Raw genomic sequence first — 26,293 nt, forward strand, 5'->3', positions numbered from 1 at the left:
CGCACGGCGTCGCCTGTTCACGCCCGCGCTGTGCTTTACGACATGAACATACCGCCGTCCACGTTGATCGTCTGGCCGGTGATATAGGACGCGTCGTCCGAAGCGAGAAACGCCACGAGACCGGCCACGTCCTTGCCGCTGCCCGCGCGTTTCATCGGAATGTTGTCGACCCACTCCTTCATGAGCTCGCCCGGCTTGTAATCGCCGAGCAGTTTGCCCCACGCCTCGTCGTTGTACGCCCACATATCCGTGGTGATAATGCCCGGACAAAACGCGTTGACCGTGATGCCCGTGGGCGCGAGTTCTTTCGCGAGACTCTGCGTAATGCCGAGCACGCCGAATTTGCTCGCCGCGTAATGCGGCGTATAGACGAAACCCTGACGCGCCTGGCCCGATGCCGTATTGATCAGTCGGCCGCCCTTGCCCGCACGAAGCATGCGCGTGGCCGCTTCCTGGCAGCACAGAAACACGCCTTTGGTGTTCACGGCCATCACCTTGTCCCACTCGGCTTCGCTCAGATCGGGTAGCTTCGCGATCGTAATCACGCCCGCGTTCTGCACCGAAATATCGACTTCACCGAGTTTCGCGGCCACTTCGTCGTAGAGCGCCACGACTTGCGCCTTGCTCGTCACGTCGACCTCGACGGCTATCGCTTCGTAACCGGCGTCGCGCAAACCGGCCGCTGCATCATGCACACTCTTCTCGTTCGCCGACACGCACACCTTCGCGCCTTCCTGCGCGAAGCGTTCCGCGATGCCCAATCCAATACCGCGGCTTCCGCCCGTCACGACCACCACCTTGCCTGCGAACCGCTTTGCTTCGTTACTCACGGTGTATTCTCCGGAAACCCTGCGTTTAAAGACGGCCGATCCACTTCAGCCATTGTTCGTGATTGCGCGCGGCGGCCTCCACGCCCGCGCCCGGTTCCACGCGGCGCGCGATCACGCGGTTCGCGCGATGCGCGTCGAGCGACGGAATCAGCCCTGTTTCAAGCAGCGCCAACGCGGCTGCGCCGGCCGCCGATATTTCGCTGAGCGCCAGCGTGCTGACCGGCCGGTTCAAGGTGTCGGCCAGGTATTGCAGCAGGAAAGGCCGCTGCACGAGGCCGCCATCGAGATGCAGTTCGCTCAGGCGCACGTTGGCCGACTGCTCCATCACCGTAATGACGTCCTTGATCTGATAGACGATCGATTCGTACGCCGCGCGCGCAACGTGCTGCCAGGCCGTCGAAAATTGCAGCCCGACGATCTGAGCGCCGCCCGGATATTTCCAGTGCGGGCAGCCAATGCCGGAAAACGCCGGAATCAGAAACACGCCGCCGTTGTCGTATTCCGTGAATGCGCGCTCGGCCTCGGCAAAATCGCCGAATAGATTGAGCTTCTCCTTGAGAAAAGCCGGCGTCGAACCCGCGCTGATGATGATGCCTTCCATCGCGTAGTCCACGCGCGAACCCGTGGCGAAGCACAAGGTCGAGACGAGGCCATGCGCGGGCGCTTGCGGTTCGCGCCCCACGTTCATCATGATCGACGAGCCCGTGCCCATCGTGGCCTTCGCGACGCCCGGCATCAAACAGCCCTCGCCCACGGCCGCCGCGTGCGAATCGCCGATCATCGACACGATCGGCACCGCGTGCGCCAGCAAGCCGTTGAAATCCGTTTCGCCAAAATGCGAGGCCGACGGTTTCAGTTCCGGCAAACGCAACCCGCGCAAGCCGAATTCCTCGACCAGTTCCCGATCCCATTCGAGCGACGTGAGATTGAACAACATCGTGCGCGACGCATTCGTATAGTCGGCACAATACGCGGCGCCCTTCGTCAACCGATACAGCAGCCAGCTATCCACCGTGCCGAAATACGCGCTGCCGCGCTGAATATGTTCTCGCACACGCGCATCGTTTTCATTGAGCCAGATGAGTTTGGTGCCTGAAAAATACGGGTCGATCAGCAAACCGGTTTTCGCGGCGATGCGTGGCGCGAGGCCGTCGCGCTTGAGGCGCTCGCAGATTGGCAGCGAGCGCTGGCATTGCCACGACACGGCAGGCACGATCGGTCTGCCCTGCTCGTCCCACAACACCACTGTTTCGCGCTGATTCGAAATCCCCACGCCGACGATATCGCGCTGCTCGCCCTTGAATGCGGCGAGACACGACGCAACCGCCTGCAGGACGGAATCGTAAAGTGCGTCGGCGTCCTGCTCGACGAAACCCGCCTGCGGATGCATGCACGAAACCGCGACGAAGCCGCGCGCATGAACTTGCCCCTCGGCATCGAAAACGAGCGCCTTCGTGCCACTGGTGCCTTGATCGATGGCCAGTACGTATTGCATGTTTTTATCCCGCTATCGATCAGGCGGTCATCGCAACCATGCGCGACTGGAGACGCTGCTGCAACTGGTCCACCACGACGGCGAAGATAATCACGAGCCCCTTGATCACCATCTGCCAGAAGTCGCTGATGCCGCACATCACCATGCCGTCGCCGAGAATGCTGATCACGCACGCGCCCACCACCGAGCCGAACACCGTCCCGCGTCCGCCCATCAACGCCGTGCCGCCCAGCACCACGGCAGCGATCGCGTTCAGTTCGTAGGTTTCGCCCGTGAGCGGATGCGCGGTCTGCAACTGCGCCGTAATCACCAGCCCCACGATTGCCGCGCAAAAACCGGAGAATGTGTAGACGAACAGCTTCACGCGATTGGTGCGGATGCCCGAGAAACGCGCGGCCTGTTCATTGCCGCCGATGGCATAAATGCGCCGACCCAGCGGCGTTTTACGCGCGATGAAGATGGTGACGGCCGCCAGCAACAGCATGATCCACACGGGCACGGAAAGACCCATGATCGTGCCATTACCGATGAATTCAAAGCCGGTATTACCGAGAGCCGGATTGCCTTCGAGGTCGGCATACGTGCTGCCGTTGTTCACCAGCAGCGCGGCGCCGCGCACCACATACAACATGCCCAGCGTCGCGATGAACGGCGCGACGTTGAGCGCGGTAATCAAATAACCATTCACGGCGCCAATCAACGCCCCGAGCACGCACGCGAGCAACGCCACGCCAAGCGGATTGAAAAACACCACGTAATGACCGATGTGTACGCCCTGAAGCAGCAGATAACCCGCCGCCATGCCGCTGATGCCGACAATCGAGCCGACCGAAAGATCGATACCGCCGGTCAGGATCACGAGCGTCATGCCGATCGACAGAATCGCCACGACGGTCACGTGCTTGGCCATGATCAGCATGTTGCTGGCCGAGAGGAAGTTATCCGCCGTGAGCGAGAAGACAATGAAAATCACGAACAGCGCGATGAAAATGCGCAGCTTCAGCAGATTGACCGTGAAGCGCGCCACCATATAGGCGCTCTGCCGGTTGTGCTTCGTATGCACCGGATGCAGCGAAGGATTGCTGCTATTGGGAGTATTCATGGTGTCTACCTCGGTTGCCTCAGACCACTGCCGTGGCCGGTGTCGATGCGCGCACGATGCGTTCGCTGTCAAACTGTGACCGCTCCATGATGGCCGTGAGCTTGCCGCTCGCCATCACGAAGACCCGATTGGAAACCGCTACGGCCTCGTCGAGTTCGGAGGTCGCGTAAATGACCGCGATGCCGGACTTCGCGAGCAGGCTAATCGTCTTGTAGACGTCTTCCTTGGCGCCCACGTCGATACCGCGCGTCGGTTCGTCCATCAGCAGCACTTTCGGCGACGTCAGCAGCGCCTTGCCGATCACCACTTTCTGCATGTTGCCGCCGGAGAGCGATGTGATCGGCGCGTCCACCGAGGCGGCCTTGATAGCTAGCCGCTTGACAATGTCCTCGGCCGCTTCAACCTGCTTCTCGCGCTTGAGCGCGCCGAATTTCAGCCGGTTGACGAACTTGCCGAGACTCGACAAGGTCATGTTCTCGAGAATCGACATCAGTTGAATCATGCCCTGCTTCTGGCGATCCTCGGGCACCAGTGCGATGCCCGCTTCGATACGCTTCGGAATCGGCAGATCTTCGATCGCCTTGCCCGCCAGTTCGATTTCGCCCAGCGCGTGTGGCTGCGCGCCCAGCAGCGTTTCGAGGAGTTCGGTGCGGCCCGCGCCCATCAGTCCGTAAATGCCGATCACTTCACCGGCACGCACCGAGAACGACACATGATCGACGGCGTAAATGCCATTCGAGCGCTTTAAAGCCAGATCGTTGACCTTCAGGATTTCTTCGCCGATCGCGTGCTGTTCGAACGCGAAGCGCTTCTTCGACGAACCGACCATCGCTTCGATGATCCACGGAATATCGATGTTCGCGATGTCGTCTTCGGCCACAAGCCGCCCGTTGCGCAGCACCGTGATGCAGTCGCCGATCGCCATGATTTCTTCGAGGCGATGCGAGATATAAATCACCGTCACGCCCTCTTCCTTGAGCTGACCGATGATCTTGAAGAGAATCTCCACTTCGTGGCGCGAGAGCGCGGAAGTCGGCTCGTCCATGATCAGCACCTTGATGTGCTTGGAGAGCGCTTTGGCGATTTCCACGAGCTGCTGCTGACCGACGTAAAGATCGCCCAGACGCGTACGCGGATTAATCGGAATCTGCAAACGCTCCAGCAGAATCTTCGCCTGATGCACTTCGTCTTTCGAGCGGATCACGCCGCCGCTCGTCAACTCGTTGCCGGTAAATATATTCTCGGCAACGCTCAGGTCGGGAAAGAGATTCAGCTCCTGAAAGATAATGCCCACGCCGTGCGCTTCGGCGCTGCGCACATCGGTAATCGCGGCGACTTTTCCGTCGATGCGAATCTCGCCTGACGTGGCCGTTTCCGCGCCCGCGAGCAGTTTCATCAGCGTCGATTTACCCGCGCCATTCTCGCCGATCAACACGTTCACCTTGCCGCGGCGAACCTTGTAATCGACCTCTACGAGCGCAGCCGTGCCGGGATAGATTTTCGACAGACCGCGCGTTTCGATGACATTCACGGCGTTTGCGAGCCGTGCCTCATTCGCTTCGATCGCTTCGCTCATTTCCATGCCACCGGTATCGCCCGAATTTCGCCTGCCGGTTCGCTCCAGCTGCTATAAACCGCGGCCACATCCACGATCTGACCGATCTTGAGCTTGAGCGATTCCTGCGCATGCGCGACGACGAGCTTGTTGATTTCCTGGCCGAACACCGCGAACTTCGATTGATCGTCAAAGTCGCCATATTTCACGCCGGGAAAACCGTCGCGTACGCCGGTGCCGATCACAACGGGACCGGTTTCCAGCGCCACATGAACCGCTTCGCCACCGCCCGGCGGCGTCACGTCCACGTAAGCGCGGCCCACGCGCGAAGTCGTGTCGATACGCGTGACCTTGCCCGCCACGCGAATCCAGAAATTGCAGGGAAACGCCGAGCTTTGGCGGAACCCGTACTGCTTGCACGCATCGTCGAAATTCTGGCTGAGCGCGCCGATCACCTGCGCCGCGGGCTTAGCGTTCTTGTCGGCATACGGAATCATCTGGTCGTTGAACATCTTGACCGGATCGGGACCGTGATGCTGGCCTTGCGCGCGAATCGCCGCCAGCTCCTGATCGGTCACGACATGACAGCCGCCCACGGCGACAACGACGCCCACGCCCAGCACAACCCGCAAGCTTTTCGCAGCGCCGCCGAATGTGCGTCGAACCACTGCGCCAATCGAATCCACCATGACGACCTCACTTGAAGACTTCCACGGGCACGGCGCACGCCGTGCCCGTTTGACACCGGCAATCCGTTACTTGGTGTAGTAGAAATCGTTCACTTTCGAGGCGTTGTCCTTTGTGATCAGGATGCCGCGCGTGAGCTGACGTTCGGGTTCGCCCGTCGAGCCGGTGCGAATGTATTTGTCGAGCAGATCGACGCCGTGCTGCGCAATCCCTTGCGCCTGCAGCATGACGGTGGCTTTCAGCTTGCCCGCGCGGATCGAATCGCGTTCGTCGTTGCTGCCGTCGATACCCATGACGATCACGTCCTTGCGGTTCGCCGAATCGAGCGAAGCAATTGCGCCGAGCGCCGCCGGGCCGTTACCCGCAATCACGCCCTTGATGTTCTGATGTTCCTGGAGAATCGAGTCCATCGCCTGCTTGGCCGGCAGCAGCGCGCCCTTCACGTCCTGACGCGCGACCATCTTCAGATCCGGATACTGGTCGAGCACCTGATGAAACGCCTGCGAGCGCGTCACGCAGTTTTTATCCGCGAGATTGCAGGTCAGCTCCACATAGTCGCCTTTTTCGCCAATCGCTTCGACAAAGCGTTGCGCGACTTCCGAGCCGGCTTCCAGATTGTTATGGCTGAGCTGCGCGATGGCGATACCGTCTTTCGGAATCTCGCGATTGATCAGCACCACCGGCACATGTTTTTCTTTCGCCGTGCGCACCGTCGCCACGCTCGCATTCGAATCGGCATTATCGAGAATGATGCCCTTCACGCCCTTGCCGATGACGAGATTCACCAGTTCGTTTTGCTTGTTGACGTCCTCGCCATGCGAAAGCACGATCGTGTCGTAACCGAGTTTCTTCGCTTCCTTTTCCGCGCCTTTCGCTTCGGCCGCGTAATACGGATTGTCGAGCGCGTTCACGAGAATCGCGATCGTGCCTTTACTCGCCGCGAGCGCGTCGACCGGTTGCAGTGCCGCTACGCAGGTGGCAGCGACCGCGGCCGTGAGTGCAAGCTTCTTCCACATGTTTTGTCTCCGGATTGAACTTCTTTTTCTTCAAGAAGCGGCTCGCGTTGCGCGATGCCGCACCCGCACTGCCAGGTCAGCAAATGGTGTAGCCGCCGTCGATCATGATGTCCGCGCCGGTAATCATGTCCGCGCCGTTCGAGAGCAGAAACAGAATGGCGGCGGCAATTTCGTCGGTATAGGCGAAACGGCCCACCGGAATCAGCTTCTTCATGTTCTCGCCTTTTTCACCGTCCCAGGCCGCCGCGCCCATCGGCGTCAGCACCACGGTCGGCGACACCGTATTCACGGTAATGCCGCGTGCGGCCCACTCTTTCGCAAGCACCTTGGTCATGCCGATCAAACCCGCCTTCGCCGACGTGTAGGCGCAGTGCTGGTCGATGGCGACGGTCGCCGCCTGCGAGGCGATGTTGACGATCTTGCCGCGATGCCCGCGCGCCAATACGTGACGCGCGAAGTGCTTTGAACAGAGGAAAGGACCGGTGAGATTCACGGCGATCTGCTTCTGCCATTCGTCGAAACCGATGTCTTCGGCGGGCGTGAGCGTGATGCAGCCCGCGGCGTTCACGAGCAGATGAATATCGCCGAAATGCTGGACCGCGGCTTTCATGGCGCGCTCGACGTCGGCTTCGTTGGCGACGTCGCAGGCGAAGGCTTTCGCGTTGGCTGCGCCGAGTTTTTCGACGGCGGCCTGCACGCGCGGCGCCTCGAACGCCGGATAAAGGATCGCGACGCGCGCGCCTTTCGCGATCAGCGCCGCGTTGGTCGCCATGGCGATGCCGCCGAGGCCGCCGGTCACGACCGCGACTTTGCCGTCCAGACGAAAGTCGAAATCGACGCCGTGGCGCAGCGACATGTCATATTGAATGCTCACTTTTCTGTCTCCTTCTTGTGCCTCTGGGGGCGGCGATTAGATGCTCGACGATGTGTCGCGACACTCAGCGTCAGCGCGCGGATTGTGCCTGTATGGCTTCGGCAATGCCATCGGCGTCGATACCGTAATGGCGGCGAATGCCCTTGCGCGTGCCGTATTGCGCGAATTCGCCTTCGGTCACGCCGAGCGTGGTCAGGCGGCGCGGAATCTGGCGGCGCGCCATCAGCATCGCGACCATCGCGCCGATTCCGCCATGCAGCGAATGTTCTTCGACCGTGACGATCGCGTCGTGGCGTTCGATGATCGTCGCAAGCGCGTCCTGATCGAGCGGACGCAGCGAGGAGAGATTCACGAGCGTCGGATGCACGCCTTGCTGCTGCAGACGCTCGCACGCTTCGAGCGCTTCACCGACCACGGAACCCAGCGCGATCACGGCCACACCGCGGCCTTCGATCAGTACGTCGGGACGGCCCGGCTGGAAGCGGTACGACGCGTCGTGAACGACGGGAAATTTCGCGTTGTCGAGACGGATGTAGACCGGGCCGTCGACGGCGGCCGCATAGTCGATCATCTGCACGACTTCGGCTTCGTCGCACGGCGCGAAAATCTGCACGTTGCCGAAGCCGCTCATGATCGAGATATCGTCGATCGCATGGTGCGTGGACGCCAGCGGACCGTAGGCCACGCCCGCGTTCAGGCCCAGCATCTTCACGTTGGTGGCGCTATAGCAGATGTCGTTCTTGACCTGCTCGTTCGCGCGGCCCACGAGGAACGGCGCGGCATTGGCCGTGAACACAATATGTCCGCCCAGCGCGAGGCCCGCCGCCATGCCGACCATGTTCTGCTCGGCAATGCCCACGTTAATCACGCGCTCGGGATAGGTTTCGAGAAACGGGCCGATCTTCGAGGTCGAGGTGGAGTCGGCCACCATCACGATGATGTCCTCGCCCGCAGCCGTCAGGCGGCTCAGCGCGCTGACCGCACCGTCGCGCAAATCGGCGGAATTACGCATGGTCCAGCTCCTCCAGTGCCTGCTTGAGTTGTTGCTCGTCAGGGAATTTGTGATGCCAGGCCGGCACGTTCTCCATGAACGACACGCCACGGCCCTTGATGGTGTGCGCGATCAACACTTTCGGCTTTCTATTTCCGGTGTCGAGACTTTCGATTAGTTTCCAAATTGCGTCCGAATCATTTCCATTGACGTCGTGCACCTCGAATCCGAACGCGCGGAATTTCTCGTCCAGCGGGTCGAGATCCATGATGTTGTGGGTGAAGTCGGCGAGTTGCAGGCGGTTGCGGTCGACGATCACGACGAGGTTCGACAGCTCGAAATGCGCCGCCGCCATCGCGGCCTCCCAGTTCGATCCTTCCTCGAGTTCGCCGTCGCCGGTCAGCACGAACACGCGCCCGACCGGACCTTCCGACGCTTGAGCATGGCGCTGTTTGGCCATCGCGAGACCCGCCGCGATCGGCATGCCGTGACCCAGGCCGCCGGTGTTGACCGTCACGAGCGTCGGCAGCTTTTGCCGCACCGGGTGGCCCGGCAGCCGTGAATGGTCCTGCAGATAGGTAGGCAGTTCGCTGCCTTCGAGCCAGCCGAGTTCCGCGAAACAGGAATAGAGACCGCCCACGCCGTGGCCCTTGCTGAGAATGAATTCGTCCTGCCACTTCACGGTGCGATCGCCCTGCACCTCGTAGCGGAGCACATGGAAATACAGCGCCGCGAGGATGTCCGCTTCCGACATGTCGCCGCCCGTATGGCCGCTCTTCGCCGCCGAATTCATCACGCAGATCTTCTTGCGGATCTCCTGCGCCCGCCTGTGCAGCGGCTCGCCAGACTGCTTGTAGGGGTTTTCCATTCCCTGCTCCCGAACTTCCTGTTTGCGTGGAATGCAGTTTCTGTTACTTTCTTTCGAAAGTCAAAGAGAAATCAAAGCAAAGAGGGAAAACACCAGGTCGGTCGCGATACGGCCGCGAATCGGGCAAAATACAGGCCATAACGTCCGGGGTTGCGGGCGCGGGCGGCTTGCAGGGAAAAAACATGGACCAAAGGACCAGAACAGAGAAGATTTTCGAAAAGGTGCAGGCGGCCAAGCTGGTCAAGCTCTCGGAGCTTTCCAGCGAATTCGGCGTTTCGATGCCCACCATTCGAAAAGACATTGACGAGTTGCAGCGCCTCGGACACGTCGAGCGCGTTCATGGCAACGTGCGCCTCAAGACCGCGCAAGCCGAGCCCGCCCCCAAAGTGCCGAGCGCCAGCATTCTGCCGACGAGCGAGGAAAAGGCGCAGATCGGCCGCAAGGCGGCGACGCTCATCGCGAACGGGGACGCCGTCATTCTCGACTGCGGTGCGACCACGACCGAACTCGCGAAGAATCTGCTGGACCGCCAGAATCTGCGCATCGTCACCAATGCGCTGAACATTGCCATCCTGCTCGGCGCGGAGCCGACCAACCGCGTGATGCTCACAGGCGGCATCTTCAAGGCGGAAACGATCGCCGTGTCGGGCGAAAAGGCGTCGACTTTTTTCGAGGGCATGTTCGTCGACAAACTCTTTCTCGCGGCGGGCGGCGTCGCCATGGAATCGGGTATTTCCTATCCCGACTTCATCGACCTGCACGTGAAGCGCGCGATGATCGACGCGGCGAAAACCGTGTATCTGCTCGCCGATTCGAAGAAGTTCGGCAAGCGCGAGTTCGCGACTTTCGGCGCGATGGACCAGATCGACTATTTGATTACCGATGAAGGGCTCGATGCCGAATTCGCGGACTGGATCACCGGTCTCGGCATCAAGATTCTGTACGCGTAGTGGCAAACGCCGCCTCATAAACATATGAGGTTTCGTTCGTTCTAAAAACCTCGGCCGGCGACTAGCTTTGAATGATCTTGAACGTATGTTCTGATCATCGGAGCACTCATGAGCACCGTGTTAGCCGCCCCGCCAGCCCACCCGGACGCGCAGGCGCTGCCGTTCGCCGCCCCGTCCGTCGAAGCGGAACTCAACTATCTCGCGCCGGGCACGGTCCGGCCCGTCAATTACACATTCGAACCGCCTGCGGGCATACCGTGGAGTTCGGGCACGCTCGATCCACGCCGCGTAACGATTCATAATGCGCGCCCGCTCGCGCAAAACGGCGGCATTTCGCTCGACAAGCAAGGATTCCAGCACGTCGCGCACGCAAGCGCGCTGCACGATTTCAGCGACGAGGCGCAAATCCGCGACGTCTACCTGCCCGAAGCCGAAGCGCTGCTGCGCACGATTACGGGCGCCGCGAAAGTCGTGTTCTTCGATCACACGCTGCGCGACAGCGCACGCGGTTCACGCGCCAACGCCGCGCTGCGCGAACCAGTACGCCGCGTGCATAACGATCAGACTTTCGTTTCGGGGCCGAGGCGCGTTCGCGATCATCTGGACGCGGACGAAGCCGCGCAGCGTCTTCAGCGGCGCTTCGCGATCATCAATCTGTGGCGGCCTTTGAACGAAGTCGAGCAATTGCCGCTCGCACTCTGCGACGCACGCTCCATTGCGCCCGACGATCTCGTACCCACCGATCTCGTCTACCGTGACAAAACCGGGGAAACGTATTCGTTTCTCGCGAACGCGCGACATCGCTGGTTTTATTTTCCCCGACTGCGCGCCGACGAAGTGCTGTTGCTCAAGATCTACGATTCGCGCGAGGAAGGGACGGCGCGATTCACCGCGCACACGGCTTTCGACGATCCGCACACGCCGGATGACGCCGCGCCGCGTCGCAGTATTGAATTGCGCGCACTCGTTTTCTGGGACTGAAAAGACGTGACGCTTGCCGACGCACGAGATTAAACGCGCAGGCAAGCGTAGGGAGGATGATCGCGCTTATTCGAGCGGGATTTCCGGAACGAAGGGATAAAGCAGCGGCGTATAGCTCAGGTGAAAGTATCCGTGCCGCGCATAGAGCGCGGCGCGCTCCACGCGCTCGTGCGTTTCCTCGCGCGCATTTTTCGCTTCAACGATGTCGCGTGAACGCGCAGGCTCGCTGCGGAATACCTTGAAAAACAGGGCTGAAATCGGAATCGACATAACGACGCCTCCGTGGCATTGCATAAGGTCCAATCTATTCCCCGATATTTCATCGGACAACCAAGCATTTCAGGAATACTTATGCAACACGCAGTCGGATCACAGGCATTGACGTCGTCACGTCGTTACGTCGACCCGCGTCGGCCGCTCAAGACCGAGATGCGAGCGCAAGGTGCGACCCGCGTATTCGGTTCGAAAGAGTCCGCGCCGCTGCAGAATCGGCACCACGCCGTCGACGAATGCAGCGAGACCGTCCGGCAACGCGTCCGGCATCAGATTGAAACCGTCGACGGCTTCGCCCTTGAACCAGTGCTCGATATCGTCGGCGATCTGCTCGGGTGTCCCGACGATCACGCGATGACCGCCGCCGCCCGCAAGCGCGCGAATCAGCTCGCGCACCGTATAACCGCCGCGCCGAGCCTGAGCCAGCGTCGCGTGAAAGAACGTGTGATTGCCGTTGCCGCCGTTCGGCAGCGCGAGATTCTCGGGCAGGCGCGCGTCGAGATCGAGTTGGTCCGGCGTGATGCCCAGCGTGCCGGCCAGCCGCGCGAGACTGTAGCGCCACGGAATCAGATCGACGAGTTCATCGCGACGCTTTAACGCTTCGACTTCGGTCGCGCCGATGATGGTCGTGAGCCCCGCCAGCACCTGCACGCCTTGCGCACGCCCGTAAGCCGCGGCGCGAGCGTGAAGATCGCGCCGGTACGCCACCGACTCCTCGAACGATTGCGACGCCGAGAACACCGCCTCCGCATGCCGCGCGGCGAGATCGCGGCCATCGCCCGACGCACCGGCCTGCACCAGCACCGGATGCCCTTGCGGCGAGCGCGGCAGATTCAGCGGCCCCTGCACCTTGAAAAAGCGCCCTTCGTGCGCCACGGGCCGCACTTTCGTCACGTCGATAAAGCGGCCGCCCGGTTTGTCGCCAACGAAAGCGTCATCGTCCCAGCTATCCCAGAGCGCCTTGACCACCTCGGTGAACTCAGCCGCGCGCGCGTAGCGCTGCGCGTGGTCCGGCACCGTATCGTGGCCGAAATTGCGCGCCGACGGCAGATCGGCCGTCGTCACGACGTTCCAGCCGGCGCGGCCGCCGCTCACGTGATCGAGCGTGGCAAAGCGGCGCGCGATGTTGTACGGCTCGTTATAACTCGTCGACGCCGTGCCAATCACGCCAATATGCGTGGTCGCCGCCGCAATGCTCGCGAGCAGAATCGTCGGTTCGAGCGCGGTGATCGGACGAAAGTCGATCTGGTCGACGATAGCCGCATTGTCGGCGAGAAAGACCGCGTCGAACTTCGCTCGTTCGGCGAGTTGCGCGACGCGCACATAATGCGCGACATCGACGAACGCGCGCGGATCGGCATCGTCGAGACGCCATGCCGACGGCACGAAACCCGAATGCAGAATATTGACGTTCAGATGCAACTGGCGCGGTGTATTGGCCGCCGAAGTTCTACTCATCTCGCTCGCACTCCCGAAACGCGAAATTCACCAGGAGAAAAAGTATAGGGAGACGGCGGCATGCATCTAACCACCGAATTGGCATGTGGTTATGCCGGCGCCTGCGTTGGACTCGCATGTCATGGCGCGCGCTGCGTAACCATGGCGTCGAAGCAAACCACGCGCGCACGAACGCATTGCACTTTTCGTTGTTTGACCGCGCGCCCGGCGCTTACGAATAATCGATGACTTCATTCAGCCCAAGTGGAAGGAGCCATCATGCGGCATCGATTATTCACACGAACGTTACTCGCCACGATTGCCCTGTTCGCGCTGCAATCGCCTGTCACGCACGCAGCCGACACCGCGCCGCGCGTATTGCGCGTGGGCTTCGTTCCCGGTCCGTATGCCGATGAATTCCGCGAAGGCGTGGAGCCGCAACTCAAACGCAAGGGCTACACCGTGCAGTACGTGAATTTCAGCACTGGGCTCGAAGCAAATCAGGCCGTGTGGCACGACGAAATCGCCGCCGACGTGATGCAGCACAGCGTCTATCTGAAAGCCTATAACGATCGCAATGGCACGGATCTCGTGGGCGTGGTGCAGGTGCCGACGCCGCCAATGGGCCTCTATTCGACGCGCCATCACGCGCTATCGGATGTGAAGCGCGGCGCCACGGTGGCGGTGCCGAACGACCCCGTCAATCTCGAACGCGCGCTGAAGATATTGCAGGCGGTGGGATGGGTCCGCATCCGCGAGAATCCCAATCCCGTGGATGTGTCCGAACATGATGTGATCGCCAATCCCGCCGGGATTCGCATCGTGCCGCTCGATACGGCGCAGGCGCCGCGTGCGCTCGAAGACGTGGATTTCGCGGCGATTCAGGGCAACTTCGCCATTTCCAGCGGCCACAAGCTGACTGAAGCGCTGGCGCTCGAAAACATGCAGTCGCCGTATGTGAACCAGGTGGTCGTGAAAGCATCGAACCGAAATTCACAGGCCACCGCCGATATCGTGGCCGCTTATCGCGCCGACGCCTTTCGCACCGCCATCCTTCACAACGCCACTTATCAGGGCTATCGCCTGCCCGATTACTTTCCGCCGCAAACCGCCAGATAGCGGCGAAGGCTGTCGAGCCAGGGCGTTCGACAGCACCTGACCAGCACTCGACCACCATTCTGCATGCACATATTTTTCACATTTAATCATGCAACATGCGCATGAGGCAAGTGTGAATTCCAGCGCAGCATTTCCGAAAAGCAAAGCATAAAAAACCGTTTGTCAGCGCCATGCCTATGCGTTTTTAATAGCCAGCTTCATGGCGCACAAACGTGGATTTTTGCAATACAGCGTGCGGACGACCGCCGCTCCCCCGAATGTCGGGCGAACCCTGCCTCGCGAAGTCGTGCAAGCAAGCCTGCAATACATCGCGCCAGGCAGGCCACGCAGCCAACCGCATGGAAGGCTTTTTACCCACGGTTATCTCCGTTCATCTCCATCACGGAACCGACATGGCTGACGTCACCTCTTCCTCGCACCGCGACTTCTCACCGTCGCGGGCCGCCTCGCTGTTCAGCGGCGATCGCTTCTATAACCGGCTCTCGTGGGCCATCCCCATTCTGATTCTCGCGATCTGGGAGTTCGCCGCGCGCGTGGGCTGGATCGAACCGCAAGTGCTCCCGTCGCCCAGCAGCGTCGCCGAAACCGCATGGAATCTCGCCCGCAGCGGCGACCTCTTCGTGCACCTCGGCGTTTCGCTGCTGCGCGCGCTGACCGGCTTTCTGATTGGCGGCACGATCGGTCTGGCGCTGGGCGTGCTCGTCGGCTTTTCGCGGCTCGCGCAGGCGCTTTTCGACCGCTCGATCCAGATGGTGCGCGCCATTCCGTTTCTCGCGATGCTGCCGCTGGTCATCGTGTGGTTCGGCGTGGGCGAAGGCGCGAAGATTTTTCTCGTCGCGCTCGCCGTGCTCTTTCCCGTCTATATCAACACGATGCTCGGCATTCGCCAGATCGATCCGAAGCTGATGGAACTGGCCAAGGTCATCGGCATGAAATGGCCGGCCGTCGTGCGACGCATCATTCTGCCGGGCGCGATGCCCGCCATCCTCACCGGCGTGCGTTATGCACTCGCCCACGCATGGCTCGCGCTCGTAATTGCCGAAACGCTCGCGACCACCAAAGGCATCGGCTTTCTCGCGATGGACGCGCGCGAATTCCTGCAAACCAACGTCATTGTGCTGACCATGATTATTTACGCGATCATCGGCGTGGTCGCCGACGCGCTGGTTCGCGCGCTCGAAACGCGCTTCCTGTCGTGGCACGCGAACTACACGAAGGGAGAAAAAGCATGAGCGCCTCCGCCACTTTGTCGCCGCGCGCGAACGCCTCGGTTCAGCTCGGTAACAACATCGCCAACGACAGCGAAACCGCATCCGCCGACTCGACGCTGGCCGTATCCGTGCGCGGACTTCAGCGACGGTATGGCTCGCGCGTCGTGATCGACGCACTCGACCTCGAGATTCGCAAGGGCGAATTCGTCGCGTTGCTGGGCGAAAGCGGTTGCGGCAAGACCACGCTGCTGCGCGCGCTCGCGGGTCTCGACACACCGGATGCGGGACAGATTCGCGCGCCCGCGCGTCCTTCCGTGGTGTTTCAGGAGCATCGTCTGCTGCCGTGGGCGACGTTGTGGGAGAACGTCGCGCTCGGCCACGAATCGACCATCGGACGCAGCGGCGCATCGCGCGCGCTGGCCGAAGTCGGCCTCGCAGGTCGCGAACTCGACTGGCCGCGCCATCTCTCCGGCGGTCAGGCGCAACGTGTCGCGCTCGCGCGCGCTCTCGTGCGCGATCCCGCGCTGTTGCTGCTCGACGAGCCGTTCGCCGCGCTCGACGCGCTCACGCGCCGCAAGATGCACGGGCTCGTCAAGGAACTGGTGGCGCGCCATGCGCCGGGCGTGCTCATCGTGACGCACGACGTGGATGAAGCTCTCGTGCTCGCGGACCGCATTCTCGTCATGCGCGCGGGCCGGATCGCAGCCGCGTTTCAACCTGACGATCACACGCCGCAAGCGTTGCGGCAGACGCTCCTCGCGGAACTCGGCGTGCAGGAGCATTGAGGCTTTGACGCACCGAAACACGCTACATAATTAACAAGGATACCGAATGAATGATGCTTTACTGACTCGCCGCCGCCTGTTGCGCGCGGCGGGTGGACTGCTGGCCGGCGCGGCCGCCGCGCGCCTGCTTCCCGCCGCTCAAGCCGCCCAGGCGGCCCAAGCCACGCCGCCAGCCAAACTCACCCGCAACACCGACACCGTGCGCATCGGCTGGGGCTATGGCGCGCTGCCCGATATCGCGAAACAACGTGGCGTGTTCGAGAAAACGCTGGCCGCGAAGAACATCAAGGTCGAATGGGTCGGCCCCTTCCCGAACCACGCGCCCTCGATCCAGGCCGTGGTGGGCGGTAGCGCCGACTTCGGCTTCTGGGGATCGACTACGCCCGCGCTCGCCGCGATGCTGGCCGGTTCGCCCATCGTCTTCACCGGTTTCGACGTGTACTCGCCGCGCTCCACCGCGATCATCGTGAAGAAGAGCAGCAAGATCAATTCGGTCGCCGATCTCGCGGGCCGCAAGGTGGCGGTGAACCGTTCCGGACTCGGCGAGTTTCTGCTGATCGCCGCGCTCGAAAAAAATCATGTCGATCGCAGCAAGGTCGAGTTCGTCTATCTGAATCCGCCCGATGCGGCGCCCGCTTTCGCGCAAGGCCGCGTCGACGCCTGGTCGATGTGGTCGCCCGCCGTCGATATCGCGCGTTATGCGAACGACGCGAAAGACATCTTCAACGAAGGTCGCGATCTCGACTTCCTGATCGACTACAGTTCGCTGGTGTCGCGCCGCAAGTTCACGGAAGAAAACTCCGAACTGGTGCGCGCCGTGCTCGATGCGTATTACGTCGAAGGCGCGTGGCAATCGCAGCATCCCGAGGAATCGGAGCGGCTCGTGCAGCGCGAAGCGAAATATCCGGATCAGGTCCGCGACTATCTCGCGAGTCTCAAACGCGTGAATCAGTTTCACGAACCCGACGACGCAGCCTTCATGGCCCAGTTCCAGCGCGCGGCCGACTGGCTCGCGCAACGCAAGATCATCAGCGCGCCGATCAAGGTCGCCGATTACAGCGTCAAAGTCTGAGGCACGACCCGGCGCAGCCCGCTGCGCCATGAACAGGAAAATGTATGGCTGAAACTTCCACGCAGGCCGCGAACCCGAACGCGCAGGTCTCCGCGTTGTCCGCCTCGCTCGGACTCGCGGCGACGATCGACGAGATCGCCGCGACGGCGGCACAACGCGAACGCGAGCAACGTCTGCCGCATGAAGCCATCGCCGCGCTGAAAGCGCTCGGCTTCGGCGCGCTGCGTCTGCCCGTCGAAGACGGCGGCCACGGCGTGTCGCTGAGCGGACTGTTCACGGTCGCGCGCGATCTCGCCGCTGCCGACTCGAACATCGCCCACGCGTTTCGCAATCATCTTTGGCAAGTCGAAGCGGCGTTGCAGCGCCGCGAGCATCCGTTCCATGCGCACGTGCTCGATCTCGCGCGACAGCGCAAGACCGTCGGGCTCAGTTTCGTCGAGAGCGACGCGACGGCCGCGGGCGCACGCTCAAGCCGCGTGCTCAGCCGGCTCGAATGGGATGCGGGCAAGCAGGTCTATCTGGGGTCGGGCGACAAGGTCTACGCCACGGGCAACCTCTACAACGACGCCTTTGTCGGCCAGGCGATCGAAAGCCGCGCGAACGCGACCGTGCAATACGTGCTCGAACGCGGCCCGGGCGTGGCCAGCGAAGACGACTGGCGAGGCTTCGGCCAGCGCCTCACCGGCTCGGGCACGGCACGGTTTCGCGATGTCGTGGTGCGGCCCGAGCACGTTTATCCGCCCGACCCGCCCAAAGCGCCCGACGCCGCGCCATGGGGCTTCACGTTCCACCAGGTGTATCTGACCAACTGCATCGCGGGGATCGTGCGGCGCGTGGTGCAGGATGCCGTCGACGTGCTGCGCACGCGGCAGCGCAACTTCTACCACGGCGAGGCCGCGCAGCCCGCCGACGAGCCCGCGTTGCAGGCCTTGCTCGGCCGCATCCGCGCCTACGCAGCGAGTATCGAAGCCACGGCGGACCGCGCGGTGCAGACGTTGCAGGACGCCCTCACGCACCACGGCACGCCCGACGAGTATGCGAGCACGCTGGCCGCGACGCTCGCCGCGTCCGAAGCGAAGGTCGTGATCGACGATCTCGCGCCGCAAGTGGCGAGTTGGCTCATCGATCTCGGTTCAGGCTCGGCCGTGTCGAGCGTCGCCGCGCTCGACCGGCACTGGCGCAATATCAAGGTGATCGCTTCGCACAATCCGCGTCTCTACAAGGAGCGGCTGCTCGGCCAGAATCTGCTGAACGGTCAACTACCGCCAACGGGCGCGTTTTTCTGACGAAGTTCTGACGAAACCGCGCGCCCCGCTCCGCAGTCATTCAACGCGAGAAAAAACGGTTTGCGGGGCGCGGCAGACCGAGGTGATCGCGCAACGTTTTCCCCGTGTATTCGCGCCGGAAAATACCGCGACGCTGCAATTCGGGAACGACCTTCAACGCGAAATCGTCCACGCCCGCAGGCAGGAACGGAAACATCACGTTGAAGCCGTCACTGCCTTCCTGCACGAGCCATTGCTCCATCTCGTCGGCGATCGACTCGGGCGTGCCGACCATCTCCAGTCCCGAATAGCCGCCCACGCGCTGCGCCAGCTGACGCACGGTCAGGTTCTCCTCCCGCGCCCAGTCCACCACGCGCTGACGCGCCGAGCGGCTCGCATTGCTTTCGGGAATGTCCGGCAGCGGGCCATCGAGATCGAAGCGCGAGACATCGTGACCCAGCGCGATCGACAAGGACGCAATCCCGCTTTCCGCATGCACGAACGTATCGAGCAGCGCGCGCTTCTCGCGCGCCTCGTCGAGCGTTTCGCCGACCACCACGAACGCGCCCGGCAGGATCTTCAGATGATCGCGCTCGCGGCCGTAGCGCGCGAGACGCCCTTTCACGTCCGCATAAAACCGCTTGCCCGTCTCCAGATCCGGCTGCGCCGTGAACACAGCCTCGGCGGTTTGCGCCGCGAGTTCGCGACCGGCTTCGGACGATCCCGCCTGCACGATCACGGGCCAACCTTGCGGCGGCCGCGCGATATTGAGCGGCCCGCGCACCGAGTAGTGCTCGCCTTTGTGATCGAGCACGTGCATTTTCTCGGGATCGAAATACTCGCCGCTCGCGACGTCGCGTATGAAAGCGTCGTCGTCCCAGCTATCCCAAAGGCCGGTCACGATGTCGAAGAACTCGCGCGCGCGACGATAGCGCTCGTCGTGCTCCACATGTTCGTCGAGGCCGAAATTCAAGGCGGCATCGGGATTCGAAGTGGTGACGAGATTCCAGCCCGCGCGTCCGCCGCTCAGATGATCGAGCGAGGCGAAACGGCGCGCGACGTGGTAAGGCGCGTCGAAGGTCGTCGATGCGGTGGCGACGAGGCCGATCTTCGACGTTACAGCCGCCAGCGCGGAAAGCAGCGTGAACGGTTCGAACGAGGTCGCGGTGTGGCCGCGCTTGAGCGCGCTCACCGGCATGTTCAGCACGGCGAGATGATCGGCCATGAAAAACGCGTCGAAGCGCGCGGTTTCGAGCGTTTGCGCAAGACGTTTCAGATGTGCGAAATTGAAATTCGCATCGGGCCATGCGCCCGGAAAACGCCACGCGCCGGTATGCAGGCTGACGGGGCGCATGAAGGCGCCCAGATGCAATTGACGCAATTGACGACTGTGGGCCATGACGTTCTCGCGGAAACGAAAAGGCACACCTTAGCGCGAATCGGCGCAACGCGCTGAGCGCCGATTCGCCTGGAAACCCCTTGAATTACGCAGTGGAATAAGCAATCCATCCGGCGTAAATTGCCCCGCGTGTTTTCGTCTGCAAAAGCAGATCGAATGACGAAGAAGATTAACCCGCGCTCGCGAGTATCGAATGCAGCAACACATTCGCGCCTGCTTCAGCCCATTCGGGCGTGATCGCTTCGGCTTCGTTGTGGCTCAGGCCGTCGATACAGGGCACGAAGATCATGCCCGTGGGCGCAACGCGCGCGAGATAGCACGCATCGTGGCCCGCGCCGGAGACGATATCCGCATGCGAAAGATCGAGCGCTTGTGCCGCACGACGCACCGTCTCCACGCATTCCGGCGCGAACGGCACGGGCGCGTAATCGAAGATCTGCTCGATGCGATGCCCAAGCTGCTCCTCGTGCGCGACGCGCGCAAGTTCCTCGCGCAGCTTCGCGTCCATTTCAGCGAGCGTCGCCGATTCGGGATGACGAAATTCCACCGTGAAAAAGCAGCGTCCCGGCACCGTGTTGCGCGAGTTCGGCTTCGCCTCGATCATGCCGACCGTGGCGCGTCCGAACGGCGCATAGCTGCGTCCGAGCGCCGACACGAAGGTGATGATGCGCGCCGCGCCCACGAGCGCATCGCGGCGCAGATCCATCGGCGTGGTGCCTGCATGCGCATCCACGCCGTCGAGTTCGATCTCGTACCAGCGCTGTCCTTGCCCCGCCGTGACGACGCCGATGGTCTTGCCGCTGCGTTCGAGAATCGCGCCCTGCTCGATGTGCAGTTCGTACGCCGCGTGCACCGGCGTGCCGCCCACGGGCGCGTCGCCCGCATAACCGATATGCGCAAGCGCCTCGCCGATCGTCGTGCCCGACGCATCGCTGCGCGAAAGCCCGTAATCGAGCGGATATACGCCCGCGTAGACGCCCGACGCGATCATCGCGGGCGCGAAGCGCGAACCTTCCTCGTTGGTCCACACGACCACTTCGATGGGCCGTTCCGTTTGCACGTTCGCGTCGTTGAGCGCGCGCAGCACTTCGAGCCCGCCGAGCACGCCGTAGATGCCGTCGTAACGGCCACCGGTCGGCTGGGTATCGGCGTGCGAACCGGTCAGCACGGGCGAGGCGTTCGCATCGCGGCCCGCGCGCCGCGCGAAGATATTGCCGATGCGGTCGATGCGAATTTCGCACCCCGCTTCGCGCGCCCACTGCACGAACAGATCGCGGCTTTCGCGGTCGAGTTCGGTCAGCGCGAGACGGCAGACGCCGCCTTTAGGCGTTGCGCCGATCCGCGCCATGCGTTCGAGCGAGTCCCACAAACGCGGGCCGTTCACGCGCAACGCGGCGCGCGTTTCAAGCGTGCCGATCTCAGCCATGCGTACCACCTTGCGCATCGCGCACGCGATAACGGAAATCGCAGCGCTTGCCGCCCTGCATGATGGTGCTCGTGCGCGTGAGCTCGACGCCCGGCTCGTAGCCCGCGATGAACTCGCTGTCGCGCGCGCAACTGAGCAGATGGCCGATTTCGCCGAGCCCCATCGCGTGATACATCTCCGCGTAGCTGCAACGCTTCACGTCGTAGTCGTAGGCTTCGTCGTCGGCGCGCAGCGTTTCGACATCGAGCGCATCGTCCTTTTCCCAGAGCACCTGCAAGGCCACGAACGACGCGATGCTCGCACCATTCGGCTCGCGCGCCGCGAATTCGCGACCTGCGTTCACCGCCGCGCCGCGCACCGCTTCGCCGATCACGGCCTGCGCGCGCTCCACGCCGAACTCGCGCTTCATGATCTCGTAGATCGGCTTGATGATTTCCGCTTCGATACGGCGGCGCTCGAGAATGCCGAGCGTCACGCCGTTGACGTTGACTTCCTGCGAGCTAACTTCTTCCGCGCGGCCTTCGTGATGAGTTTGCGTCATGCTGTGTTCTCCTCGCTCCGCTCAGCGCGCCGCGGTCTTTGCGGCGGTCTTCGCAACTGCGGGCTTCGCAGCCTGCGCCGACGACCCGCCGCCCAGCACATCGACCACAACCCACTTACCGTCGCGCACCTGATAGATCGTGTACGCCGGATCCTTGAGATTGCCTTGCGCGTCGAAGGCGATCGTGCCGGTCACGCCTTCGCGGCGAATCGAATGCAGCGCGGCGACGATCTGCTTCGGATCGGCGGAATTCACCTGCTGCGTGGCTGCGATCAACGTCGCGGCCGCGTCATAGGCGAACGGCGCGTGCAGTTCGATCGGCGCATGCCAGCGCGCGCGGTACTGCGCGTCGAAGGCGGGACCGCCCGGCATGCGGTCGAGCGGACGGCCCGGCTCCAGCGCGGTCACGCCCTCGCCCGCCGGACCGGCGAGCTTCAGGAAGGTCTGGCTGACGAACCCGCCCGCGCCCAGCAGCGGCGCCTGAATATGCAGCTGACGCATGCGGCGCACGAGCGGCGCGGCTTCCACGTCGATGCCGCCGAGGAACACCAGATCCGCGCGCTTGCCCTTGATTTCCGTGAGCACGCCGCTGAAGTCGATGGTCTTGTCGGTCACATATTGATGATCGACCACGGTGCCGCCGTTGGCCTGCACGCCCTTGATGAACTGATTCGCGAGGCCAGCGCCAAACGCGGTCTGATCGTCGATCACGGCGATGCGCTGCGCCTTGAGCGTCTTCACGGCGTAAGCGCCGGTGTAGGCGCCGCTGTCGTCGTCGTGGCCCATGATGCGGAACGAGGTGTCGAAGCCTTGCAGCGTGTACTGATGGCCCGTGGAAGCCGGCGCGATCTGCGCGATGCCGGCGTCGTGATAGACGCGCGCGGCCGGCACGCTGCAACCGGTGTTCCAGTGGCCGACCACGCCCACCACATGACGCTCGACGAGTTGCTGCGCGACCGTCACGGCCGTACGCGGATCGGACTGATCGTCGGCGCTCACGAGCTTGTAGACCACGGGCTTGCCGCCGAGCGTGGGATGCTTCGCGTTGGCATCGTCGATGGCGAGCTGTGCGCCGTTTTCCAGATCCTTGCCGATCCGCGCCGATGCGCCGGTGAGCGGCGCAGCCAGGCCGATCAGCACGACCTGTTCGTCCTGGGCGTGCGCGCCGGGCGCGAAAGCGGAGACCGCGAGCGCGGCGAGCGGCAACAACAAAGCGTTCTTTTTCATGAGCGTGTGGGCGGGTCTTATACGTTGAGTCAGGAAGCCGGCGTCTGTTACGCGAGCTCCGAAAGTTGAAAAAGATTAAGGTTTGGCCCACACACGCTTAAATGACCTTTCGTTCTATCGTTATGTCAGCCTGCTCAGTTTGCACTTAAATCACTGATTTATCGATACAAAATAAGGAATGCCCGACGCATCGTGCGTTCGATATAATTCGACACATGAAAAAAATTCAGCAACTCTCCGACGATCCGCCGCTGCGCGCGGTGCGCGCCTTCGAGGCTTTCGCGCGCCACGGCTCGGTGAGCACGGCGGCGCAGGAGCTCGACATCACGCCCTCGGCCGTGAGCCATCAGCTTCAGTTGCTCGAATCGTTCGTGCAGACGCCGCTCACCGTGCGCAGCGGCCGCTCGCTCGTGCTCACCGACGAAGGCCGCGATTATTACCGCTCGATCAGCGCGGCGTTTTCGGTGCTGCGCAGCGCGACGGGCTTCGTGCGCGAACGGTCGTCGCGCCGGCAGATCACGATCAGTCTGATTCCGCTGTTCGGCATGGGCTGGTTCATTCCGCGCCTGCACGACTTCCTGTCGGCGAATGAAGACGTGGATGTGACCGTGCTCTACGCGAATCACCGCAATTACCGCAGCGACGCGGCCGATCTTTCGATTCGCTTCGGCACGGGCGACTGGGTCGGTTATACGAGCACGCCGCTCATGTCGGGCGCGGTGGTGCCGGTCTGCACGCCGCGCTTCCTGCAGCGTTACGGGCCGCTGCGCAAGCCCGCCGATCTCGCCGGCGTGCCGCTCGTGCACGACGAAGACCGCAGCACCTGGGTCAACTGGCTGCAAAGCGCGGGCGCGCGCCACATGACGCGCGTCGAAGGCCCGCTGTTCGAAGACGGCCAGCTCACCTTGAGCGCCGCGCTCGCCGACCTCGGCGCGGCCTTGCTGCGCGCGCCGCTGATCTCGCGCGAACTGGCATCGGGCGCGCTGCGCAAGCTGTTCGACCACGGACTCGACGACGGCCGCCATTACTATCTCTGCTGGCGCGCCGACGCCGAATTGCCCGACGGCGCGCAACGGCTCGCGAACTGGCTGCTGGCGTCGCGGCAGAGCGCTTAGGGGTTGGATGCGGCGGCGTTTTTGTCCGCGTTCTTGTCCGCGTTCTTGTCCGCGTTTTTGTCCGCATACGTGTCCACGTCGAGCCGCAGCGCGTCGTACATCACCTGGCCCGGCGTGGTGTTGGCCGGCACGCGCTGGTCGGTGCCCGCGAGCGTGAAGCGCGCATAGGGCACGCCGTCGGCATGATAGAGGCTCACCGTGTTCTCGCCCGCCTTCAGCAACGCCGCGTCGAACACGATCGCGCGCACGTTGTACGGCGAATCCTGCGCACTGCCGCGATAACCCGCCGTGCCCGTCTTGGGCAGACGGATCTGCGCGACCTCGGTGCCGTTCACGGCCACGCGCAGATCGGTCAGCGTCTTGCCCTGCTCGGGCTGCGCGGATGCAAAGCCGATCGTCAACGTGGCCTTGCCCGATTGCGCGCGGTCGAGATCGAAATGAATGCGCCAGTCCGGACGTTCCGCGTAGACGGTCCACTGCGCGTAATTCCAGTCGCGCGCGGGATCGCTCTTGCCGATCACGAAATCGACATCGTGCGGAAACTGCTTCGGATAGCGGCGGAACATCTGATAGTTGCGCGCGTCGTCGCCGTTGCGGAACTCCGCGGCCGAGCGATCGAAGCGGCCGATCTGCCAGAGGCGCACGCCCGGCTCCTCCACGGGCCACGTTATCGCACCGAGATCGAGATGCTGGTCCGCGCCCACGCGCACGTTGTGCACGACGAGGTCTTCGGGTTGATCCGCGCCGCTCACATGCAGGTCGTAGACGCCGGGAATCGCGTTGTGCAGATCGAAATGACCCGCGTCGTCGAGTGCGCTCCAGAACGCGTAGCCTTTGTTCTGCGCGCTCCAGGGCACGCCGGGGTCGGACAGGATCGCCCACGCGTGCGTCACGGGCTTTGATGCGGGCCTGGATGCGAGCTTCGATGCGTCATTCGCCAGACTCACGCTACCACTCACTTCGCCGCGCGTCTGCCGATACGCCGGCGTATCGACCCACGTGTACGGCCACGCGGCGACTTCGCGCGCGTGTTGGCGTTCGGCGTCGGCCCAGAGCGCTGCGGGACCGTCGGCGCGATTGGCATAGACGAGGAACGGACCGTAGACCTTGCGCCAGTCCTCGCCGTCATTGAGCACGACCGCCGACGCACCGAAGTGCACCGACTGCAGCACCCGCAGCAGCACGTTGTCGTGCAGTGTCTGGCCCTGCTTGACCGGGCCGCCGTTGTGGTACTCGGGGCTCGCCTCGATCATCCAGAGGCCGCGCTGCGCGCCTACGTAACCGTACACCGGCACCTGCGACCAGAACACCGAGTTCATGTACTTGGTCTTGATCGTGCCGTCGTCGAGCTGGAAGGTCGCGTCGCTCAGTTCGCGGCTGATCGCGCCTTGCGGAATCGGCACGAATTTGCTGTCGCCCACGGCCCAGTGATCGAAAGTGCCGTCCATCACCGTCTTCACGACGAAGCGGTTTTGATAGAAGGTCGCCGCAGGTTGATCCGCGCCGTGATGCACCTCGGCCTGCGCGTAGAAACCGCTATGGCCGCGCAATAGCGTGTAACGCACGTCGATATCGAACGGAAACACGGGCGTCGGGCGCGAACGCACGCTGACTTCGGCGCGCTCGGGCGTGTTCGCCACCACGCTCACCTGCGCCTCGCCGGGCCGCATGCGGAAATAGCCTTTCTTGTCTTCCTTGTAGCCCGGCGGCACGACCGCAACGTCGGCGTTCGCATCCCAGTACATGGCTTTTTCCGGGTCGTTTTCGAAGTCGTCGCCATGCGCTTCGTAGGCCGCGCGCTGCGCGGTCACGCCGAGGTCGTGCCAGCCCGTGGCGTCGTGTTGACGGATCGCGGCGAGATAGCCGTCGTCGCGCTCGACGCGGATCTCCACGATGCCGTTGTCGAGCGTGATCGTGCCGGCGTCTTCGCTAACCGTTACGGGGGCGTCGTCGGCATGCGCCGTTGCGGCGAACAGCGCGAGCGCGGCGAACAGCAAAGAGGAAAGGCCCGCACGGCGCGGGCGGAGGGAATGCGGGAAGGTCATCATCGGCGTCATACAGTGAAATGCAGTGG

The 26,293-nt window shown here is 62.8% G+C and carries 24 protein-coding genes; 8 read left to right on the forward strand and 16 right to left on the reverse strand.

The window, feature by feature from the left end:
- Positions 1-35: 35 nt before the first annotated feature.
- The 9 genes from SB764_RS26225 to SB764_RS26265 all read right to left on the reverse strand — a co-directional run bounded on the left by SB764_RS26225 (position 36) and on the right by SB764_RS26265 (position 9,418).
- Positions 36-830: a glucose 1-dehydrogenase gene (locus SB764_RS26225; protein ID WP_065059783.1), complete on the reverse strand. Its 795-nt coding sequence runs from the start codon at positions 828-830 to the stop codon at positions 36-38.
- A 25-nt stretch (positions 831-855) separates the two neighbouring features.
- A complete protein-coding gene (locus tag SB764_RS26230; protein WP_110327771.1) occupies positions 856-2,325 on the reverse strand; it encodes an FGGY family carbohydrate kinase in 1,470 nt (489 codons plus the stop codon).
- Positions 2,326-2,344: 19 nt separating this feature from the next.
- Positions 2,345-3,427 (reverse strand): ABC transporter permease, encoded by a 1,083-nt coding sequence (locus tag SB764_RS26235; RefSeq protein WP_110327772.1) that lies wholly within the window; start codon positions 3,425-3,427, stop codon positions 2,345-2,347.
- A gap of 19 nt (positions 3,428-3,446) precedes the next feature.
- Positions 3,447-5,003, reverse strand: coding sequence for a sugar ABC transporter ATP-binding protein (locus tag SB764_RS26240; RefSeq protein ID WP_343666196.1), 1,557 nt, complete (start codon positions 5,001-5,003; stop codon positions 3,447-3,449).
- Complete coding sequence (locus tag SB764_RS26245) at positions 5,000-5,671, reverse strand: DUF2291 family protein (protein WP_410865520.1); 672 nt, start codon at positions 5,669-5,671, stop codon at positions 5,000-5,002. Before SB764_RS26245 ends, SB764_RS26240 begins: the two co-directional genes overlap by 4 nt.
- Before the next feature lie 66 nt (positions 5,672-5,737).
- Complete coding sequence (locus SB764_RS26250) at positions 5,738-6,685, reverse strand: D-ribose ABC transporter substrate-binding protein (protein ID WP_080180739.1); 948 nt, start codon at positions 6,683-6,685, stop codon at positions 5,738-5,740.
- A 76-nt stretch (positions 6,686-6,761) separates the two neighbouring features.
- A complete protein-coding gene (locus SB764_RS26255) occupies positions 6,762-7,559 on the reverse strand; it encodes a GolD/DthD family dehydrogenase (RefSeq protein ID WP_322007565.1) in 798 nt (265 codons plus the stop codon).
- A 70-nt stretch (positions 7,560-7,629) separates the two neighbouring features.
- On the reverse strand, positions 7,630-8,571 hold the full coding sequence (locus tag SB764_RS26260) for a transketolase family protein (protein ID WP_065059788.1): 942 nt from the start codon (positions 8,569-8,571) through the stop codon (positions 7,630-7,632).
- On the reverse strand, positions 8,564-9,418 hold the full coding sequence (locus SB764_RS26265; RefSeq protein ID WP_074985479.1) for a transketolase: 855 nt from the start codon (positions 9,416-9,418) through the stop codon (positions 8,564-8,566). Before SB764_RS26265 ends, SB764_RS26260 begins: the two co-directional genes overlap by 8 nt.
- Positions 9,419-9,600: 182 nt before the next feature.
- Between SB764_RS26265 and SB764_RS26270 the strand changes: the two genes are divergently transcribed.
- Both SB764_RS26270 and SB764_RS26275 read left to right on the forward strand, forming a co-directional pair.
- Positions 9,601-10,368 carry a DeoR/GlpR family DNA-binding transcription regulator gene (locus tag SB764_RS26270; RefSeq protein ID WP_074985481.1) on the forward strand — a complete coding sequence of 256 codons (768 nt, stop codon included), beginning with the start codon at positions 9,601-9,603 and terminating at the stop codon, positions 10,366-10,368.
- Between the two features lie 108 nt (positions 10,369-10,476).
- Positions 10,477-11,349 (forward strand): CmcJ/NvfI family oxidoreductase, encoded by an 873-nt coding sequence (locus SB764_RS26275; RefSeq protein ID WP_321942988.1) that lies wholly within the window; start codon positions 10,477-10,479, stop codon positions 11,347-11,349.
- Between the two features lie 66 nt (positions 11,350-11,415).
- Here the strand turns inward: SB764_RS26275 and SB764_RS26280 are convergent, their stop codons facing one another.
- Both SB764_RS26280 and SB764_RS26285 read right to left on the reverse strand, forming a co-directional pair.
- Positions 11,416-11,619 carry a hypothetical protein gene (locus SB764_RS26280; RefSeq protein ID WP_065059792.1) on the reverse strand — a complete coding sequence of 68 codons (204 nt, stop codon included), beginning with the start codon at positions 11,617-11,619 and terminating at the stop codon, positions 11,416-11,418.
- Between the two features lie 117 nt (positions 11,620-11,736).
- The gene (locus tag SB764_RS26285; RefSeq protein ID WP_410865524.1) at positions 11,737-13,080 is read right to left on the reverse strand and encodes an LLM class flavin-dependent oxidoreductase; all 1,344 of its coding nucleotides are present in this window, start codon (positions 13,078-13,080) and stop codon (positions 11,737-11,739) included.
- Positions 13,081-13,338: 258 nt separating this feature from the next.
- Between SB764_RS26285 and SB764_RS26290 the strand changes: the two genes are divergently transcribed.
- From SB764_RS26290 to SB764_RS26310, 5 genes are all read left to right on the forward strand, one after another.
- On the forward strand, positions 13,339-14,178 hold the full coding sequence (locus SB764_RS26290) for a MetQ/NlpA family ABC transporter substrate-binding protein (RefSeq protein ID WP_074985487.1): 840 nt from the start codon (positions 13,339-13,341) through the stop codon (positions 14,176-14,178).
- 392 nt (positions 14,179-14,570) lie between these two features.
- Positions 14,571-15,410 (forward strand): ABC transporter permease subunit, encoded by an 840-nt coding sequence (locus SB764_RS26295; RefSeq protein WP_065059856.1) that lies wholly within the window; start codon positions 14,571-14,573, stop codon positions 15,408-15,410.
- Entirely contained in the window at positions 15,407-16,174 is a 768-nt protein-coding gene (locus SB764_RS26300) for an ABC transporter ATP-binding protein (protein ID WP_410865526.1), read from the forward strand. The genes SB764_RS26295 and SB764_RS26300 overlap by 4 nt, the downstream gene beginning before the upstream one ends.
- 46 nt (positions 16,175-16,220) lie before the next feature.
- Positions 16,221-17,246: an NrtA/SsuA/CpmA family ABC transporter substrate-binding protein gene (locus SB764_RS26305; RefSeq protein ID WP_321867290.1), complete on the forward strand. Its 1,026-nt coding sequence runs from the start codon at positions 16,221-16,223 to the stop codon at positions 17,244-17,246.
- A 44-nt stretch (positions 17,247-17,290) separates the two neighbouring features.
- The gene (locus SB764_RS26310; RefSeq protein WP_410865528.1) at positions 17,291-18,532 is read left to right on the forward strand and encodes an acyl-CoA dehydrogenase family protein; all 1,242 of its coding nucleotides are present in this window, start codon (positions 17,291-17,293) and stop codon (positions 18,530-18,532) included.
- A 40-nt stretch (positions 18,533-18,572) separates the two neighbouring features.
- Here SB764_RS26310 and SB764_RS26315 read toward each other — a convergent pair whose 3' ends face one another.
- From SB764_RS26315 to SB764_RS26330, 4 genes are all read right to left on the reverse strand, one after another.
- On the reverse strand, positions 18,573-19,910 hold the full coding sequence (locus SB764_RS26315) for an LLM class flavin-dependent oxidoreductase (RefSeq protein WP_065059798.1): 1,338 nt from the start codon (positions 19,908-19,910) through the stop codon (positions 18,573-18,575).
- Positions 19,911-20,079: 169 nt separating this feature from the next.
- Entirely contained in the window at positions 20,080-21,336 is a 1,257-nt protein-coding gene (locus SB764_RS26320; RefSeq protein ID WP_065059799.1) for a Zn-dependent hydrolase, read from the reverse strand.
- Positions 21,329-21,877, reverse strand: coding sequence for an L-2-amino-thiazoline-4-carboxylic acid hydrolase (locus SB764_RS26325; RefSeq protein ID WP_080180738.1), 549 nt, complete (start codon positions 21,875-21,877; stop codon positions 21,329-21,331). The genes SB764_RS26320 and SB764_RS26325 overlap by 8 nt, the downstream gene beginning before the upstream one ends.
- A gap of 21 nt (positions 21,878-21,898) precedes the next feature.
- Positions 21,899-23,104 carry a branched-chain amino acid ABC transporter substrate-binding protein gene (locus SB764_RS26330; RefSeq protein WP_110327784.1) on the reverse strand — a complete coding sequence of 402 codons (1,206 nt, stop codon included), beginning with the start codon at positions 23,102-23,104 and terminating at the stop codon, positions 21,899-21,901.
- A gap of 215 nt (positions 23,105-23,319) precedes the next feature.
- Between SB764_RS26330 and SB764_RS26335 the strand changes: the two genes are divergently transcribed.
- Positions 23,320-24,219 carry a LysR substrate-binding domain-containing protein gene (locus SB764_RS26335; protein WP_410865531.1) on the forward strand — a complete coding sequence of 300 codons (900 nt, stop codon included), beginning with the start codon at positions 23,320-23,322 and terminating at the stop codon, positions 24,217-24,219.
- Here the strand turns inward: SB764_RS26335 and SB764_RS26340 are convergent.
- Positions 24,216-26,276: a polysaccharide lyase family protein gene (locus SB764_RS26340; RefSeq protein WP_410865533.1), complete on the reverse strand. Its 2,061-nt coding sequence runs from the start codon at positions 26,274-26,276 to the stop codon at positions 24,216-24,218. The genes SB764_RS26335 and SB764_RS26340 overlap by 4 nt on opposite strands.
- Positions 26,277-26,293: the final 17 nt, after the last annotated feature.

The sequence above is a fragment of the Paraburkholderia sp. SIMBA_027 genome (genome assembly GCF_046535315.1).
In the GTDB taxonomy this organism is placed as follows: Bacteria; Pseudomonadota; Gammaproteobacteria; order Burkholderiales; family Burkholderiaceae; genus Paraburkholderia; species Paraburkholderia tropica.

Excerpts from the sequence above, each read along its gene's own strand:
- SB764_RS26305 (WP_321867290.1), top strand. The coding sequence starts at position 16,221 with ATGAATGATGCTTTACTGACTCGCCGCCGCCTGTTGCGCGCGGCGGGT.
- SB764_RS26260 (WP_065059788.1), bottom strand. The coding sequence starts at position 8,571 with ATGCGTAATTCCGCCGATTTGCGCGACGGTGCGGTCAGCGCGCTGAGC.
- SB764_RS26315 (WP_065059798.1), bottom strand. The coding sequence starts at position 19,910 with ATGGCCCACAGTCGTCAATTGCGTCAATTGCATCTGGGCGCCTTCATG.
- SB764_RS26285 (WP_410865524.1), bottom strand. The coding sequence starts at position 13,080 with ATGAGTAGAACTTCGGCGGCCAATACACCGCGCCAGTTGCATCTGAAC.
- SB764_RS26335 (WP_410865531.1), top strand. The coding sequence starts at position 23,320 with ATGAAAAAAATTCAGCAACTCTCCGACGATCCGCCGCTGCGCGCGGTG.
- SB764_RS26290 (WP_074985487.1), top strand. The coding sequence starts at position 13,339 with ATGCGGCATCGATTATTCACACGAACGTTACTCGCCACGATTGCCCTG.
- SB764_RS26340 (WP_410865533.1), bottom strand. The coding sequence starts at position 26,276 with ATGACGCCGATGATGACCTTCCCGCATTCCCTCCGCCCGCGCCGTGCG.
- SB764_RS26330 (WP_110327784.1), bottom strand. The coding sequence starts at position 23,104 with ATGAAAAAGAACGCTTTGTTGTTGCCGCTCGCCGCGCTCGCGGTCTCC.
- SB764_RS26230 (WP_110327771.1), bottom strand. The coding sequence starts at position 2,325 with ATGCAATACGTACTGGCCATCGATCAAGGCACCAGTGGCACGAAGGCG.
- SB764_RS26270 (WP_074985481.1), top strand. The coding sequence starts at position 9,601 with ATGGACCAAAGGACCAGAACAGAGAAGATTTTCGAAAAGGTGCAGGCG.
- SB764_RS26300 (WP_410865526.1), top strand. The coding sequence starts at position 15,407 with ATGAGCGCCTCCGCCACTTTGTCGCCGCGCGCGAACGCCTCGGTTCAG.
- SB764_RS26275 (WP_321942988.1), top strand. The coding sequence starts at position 10,477 with ATGAGCACCGTGTTAGCCGCCCCGCCAGCCCACCCGGACGCGCAGGCG.
- SB764_RS26325 (WP_080180738.1), bottom strand. The coding sequence starts at position 21,877 with ATGACGCAAACTCATCACGAAGGCCGCGCGGAAGAAGTTAGCTCGCAG.
- SB764_RS26265 (WP_074985479.1), bottom strand. The coding sequence starts at position 9,418 with ATGGAAAACCCCTACAAGCAGTCTGGCGAGCCGCTGCACAGGCGGGCG.
- SB764_RS26310 (WP_410865528.1), top strand. The coding sequence starts at position 17,291 with ATGGCTGAAACTTCCACGCAGGCCGCGAACCCGAACGCGCAGGTCTCC.
- SB764_RS26280 (WP_065059792.1), bottom strand. The coding sequence starts at position 11,619 with ATGTCGATTCCGATTTCAGCCCTGTTTTTCAAGGTATTCCGCAGCGAG.
- SB764_RS26235 (WP_110327772.1), bottom strand. The coding sequence starts at position 3,427 with ATGAATACTCCCAATAGCAGCAATCCTTCGCTGCATCCGGTGCATACG.
- SB764_RS26250 (WP_080180739.1), bottom strand. The coding sequence starts at position 6,685 with ATGTGGAAGAAGCTTGCACTCACGGCCGCGGTCGCTGCCACCTGCGTA.
- SB764_RS26295 (WP_065059856.1), top strand. The coding sequence starts at position 14,571 with ATGGCTGACGTCACCTCTTCCTCGCACCGCGACTTCTCACCGTCGCGG.
- SB764_RS26320 (WP_065059799.1), bottom strand. The coding sequence starts at position 21,336 with ATGGCTGAGATCGGCACGCTTGAAACGCGCGCCGCGTTGCGCGTGAAC.
- SB764_RS26245 (WP_410865520.1), bottom strand. The coding sequence starts at position 5,671 with ATGGTGGATTCGATTGGCGCAGTGGTTCGACGCACATTCGGCGGCGCT.
- SB764_RS26240 (WP_343666196.1), bottom strand. The coding sequence starts at position 5,003 with ATGAGCGAAGCGATCGAAGCGAATGAGGCACGGCTCGCAAACGCCGTG.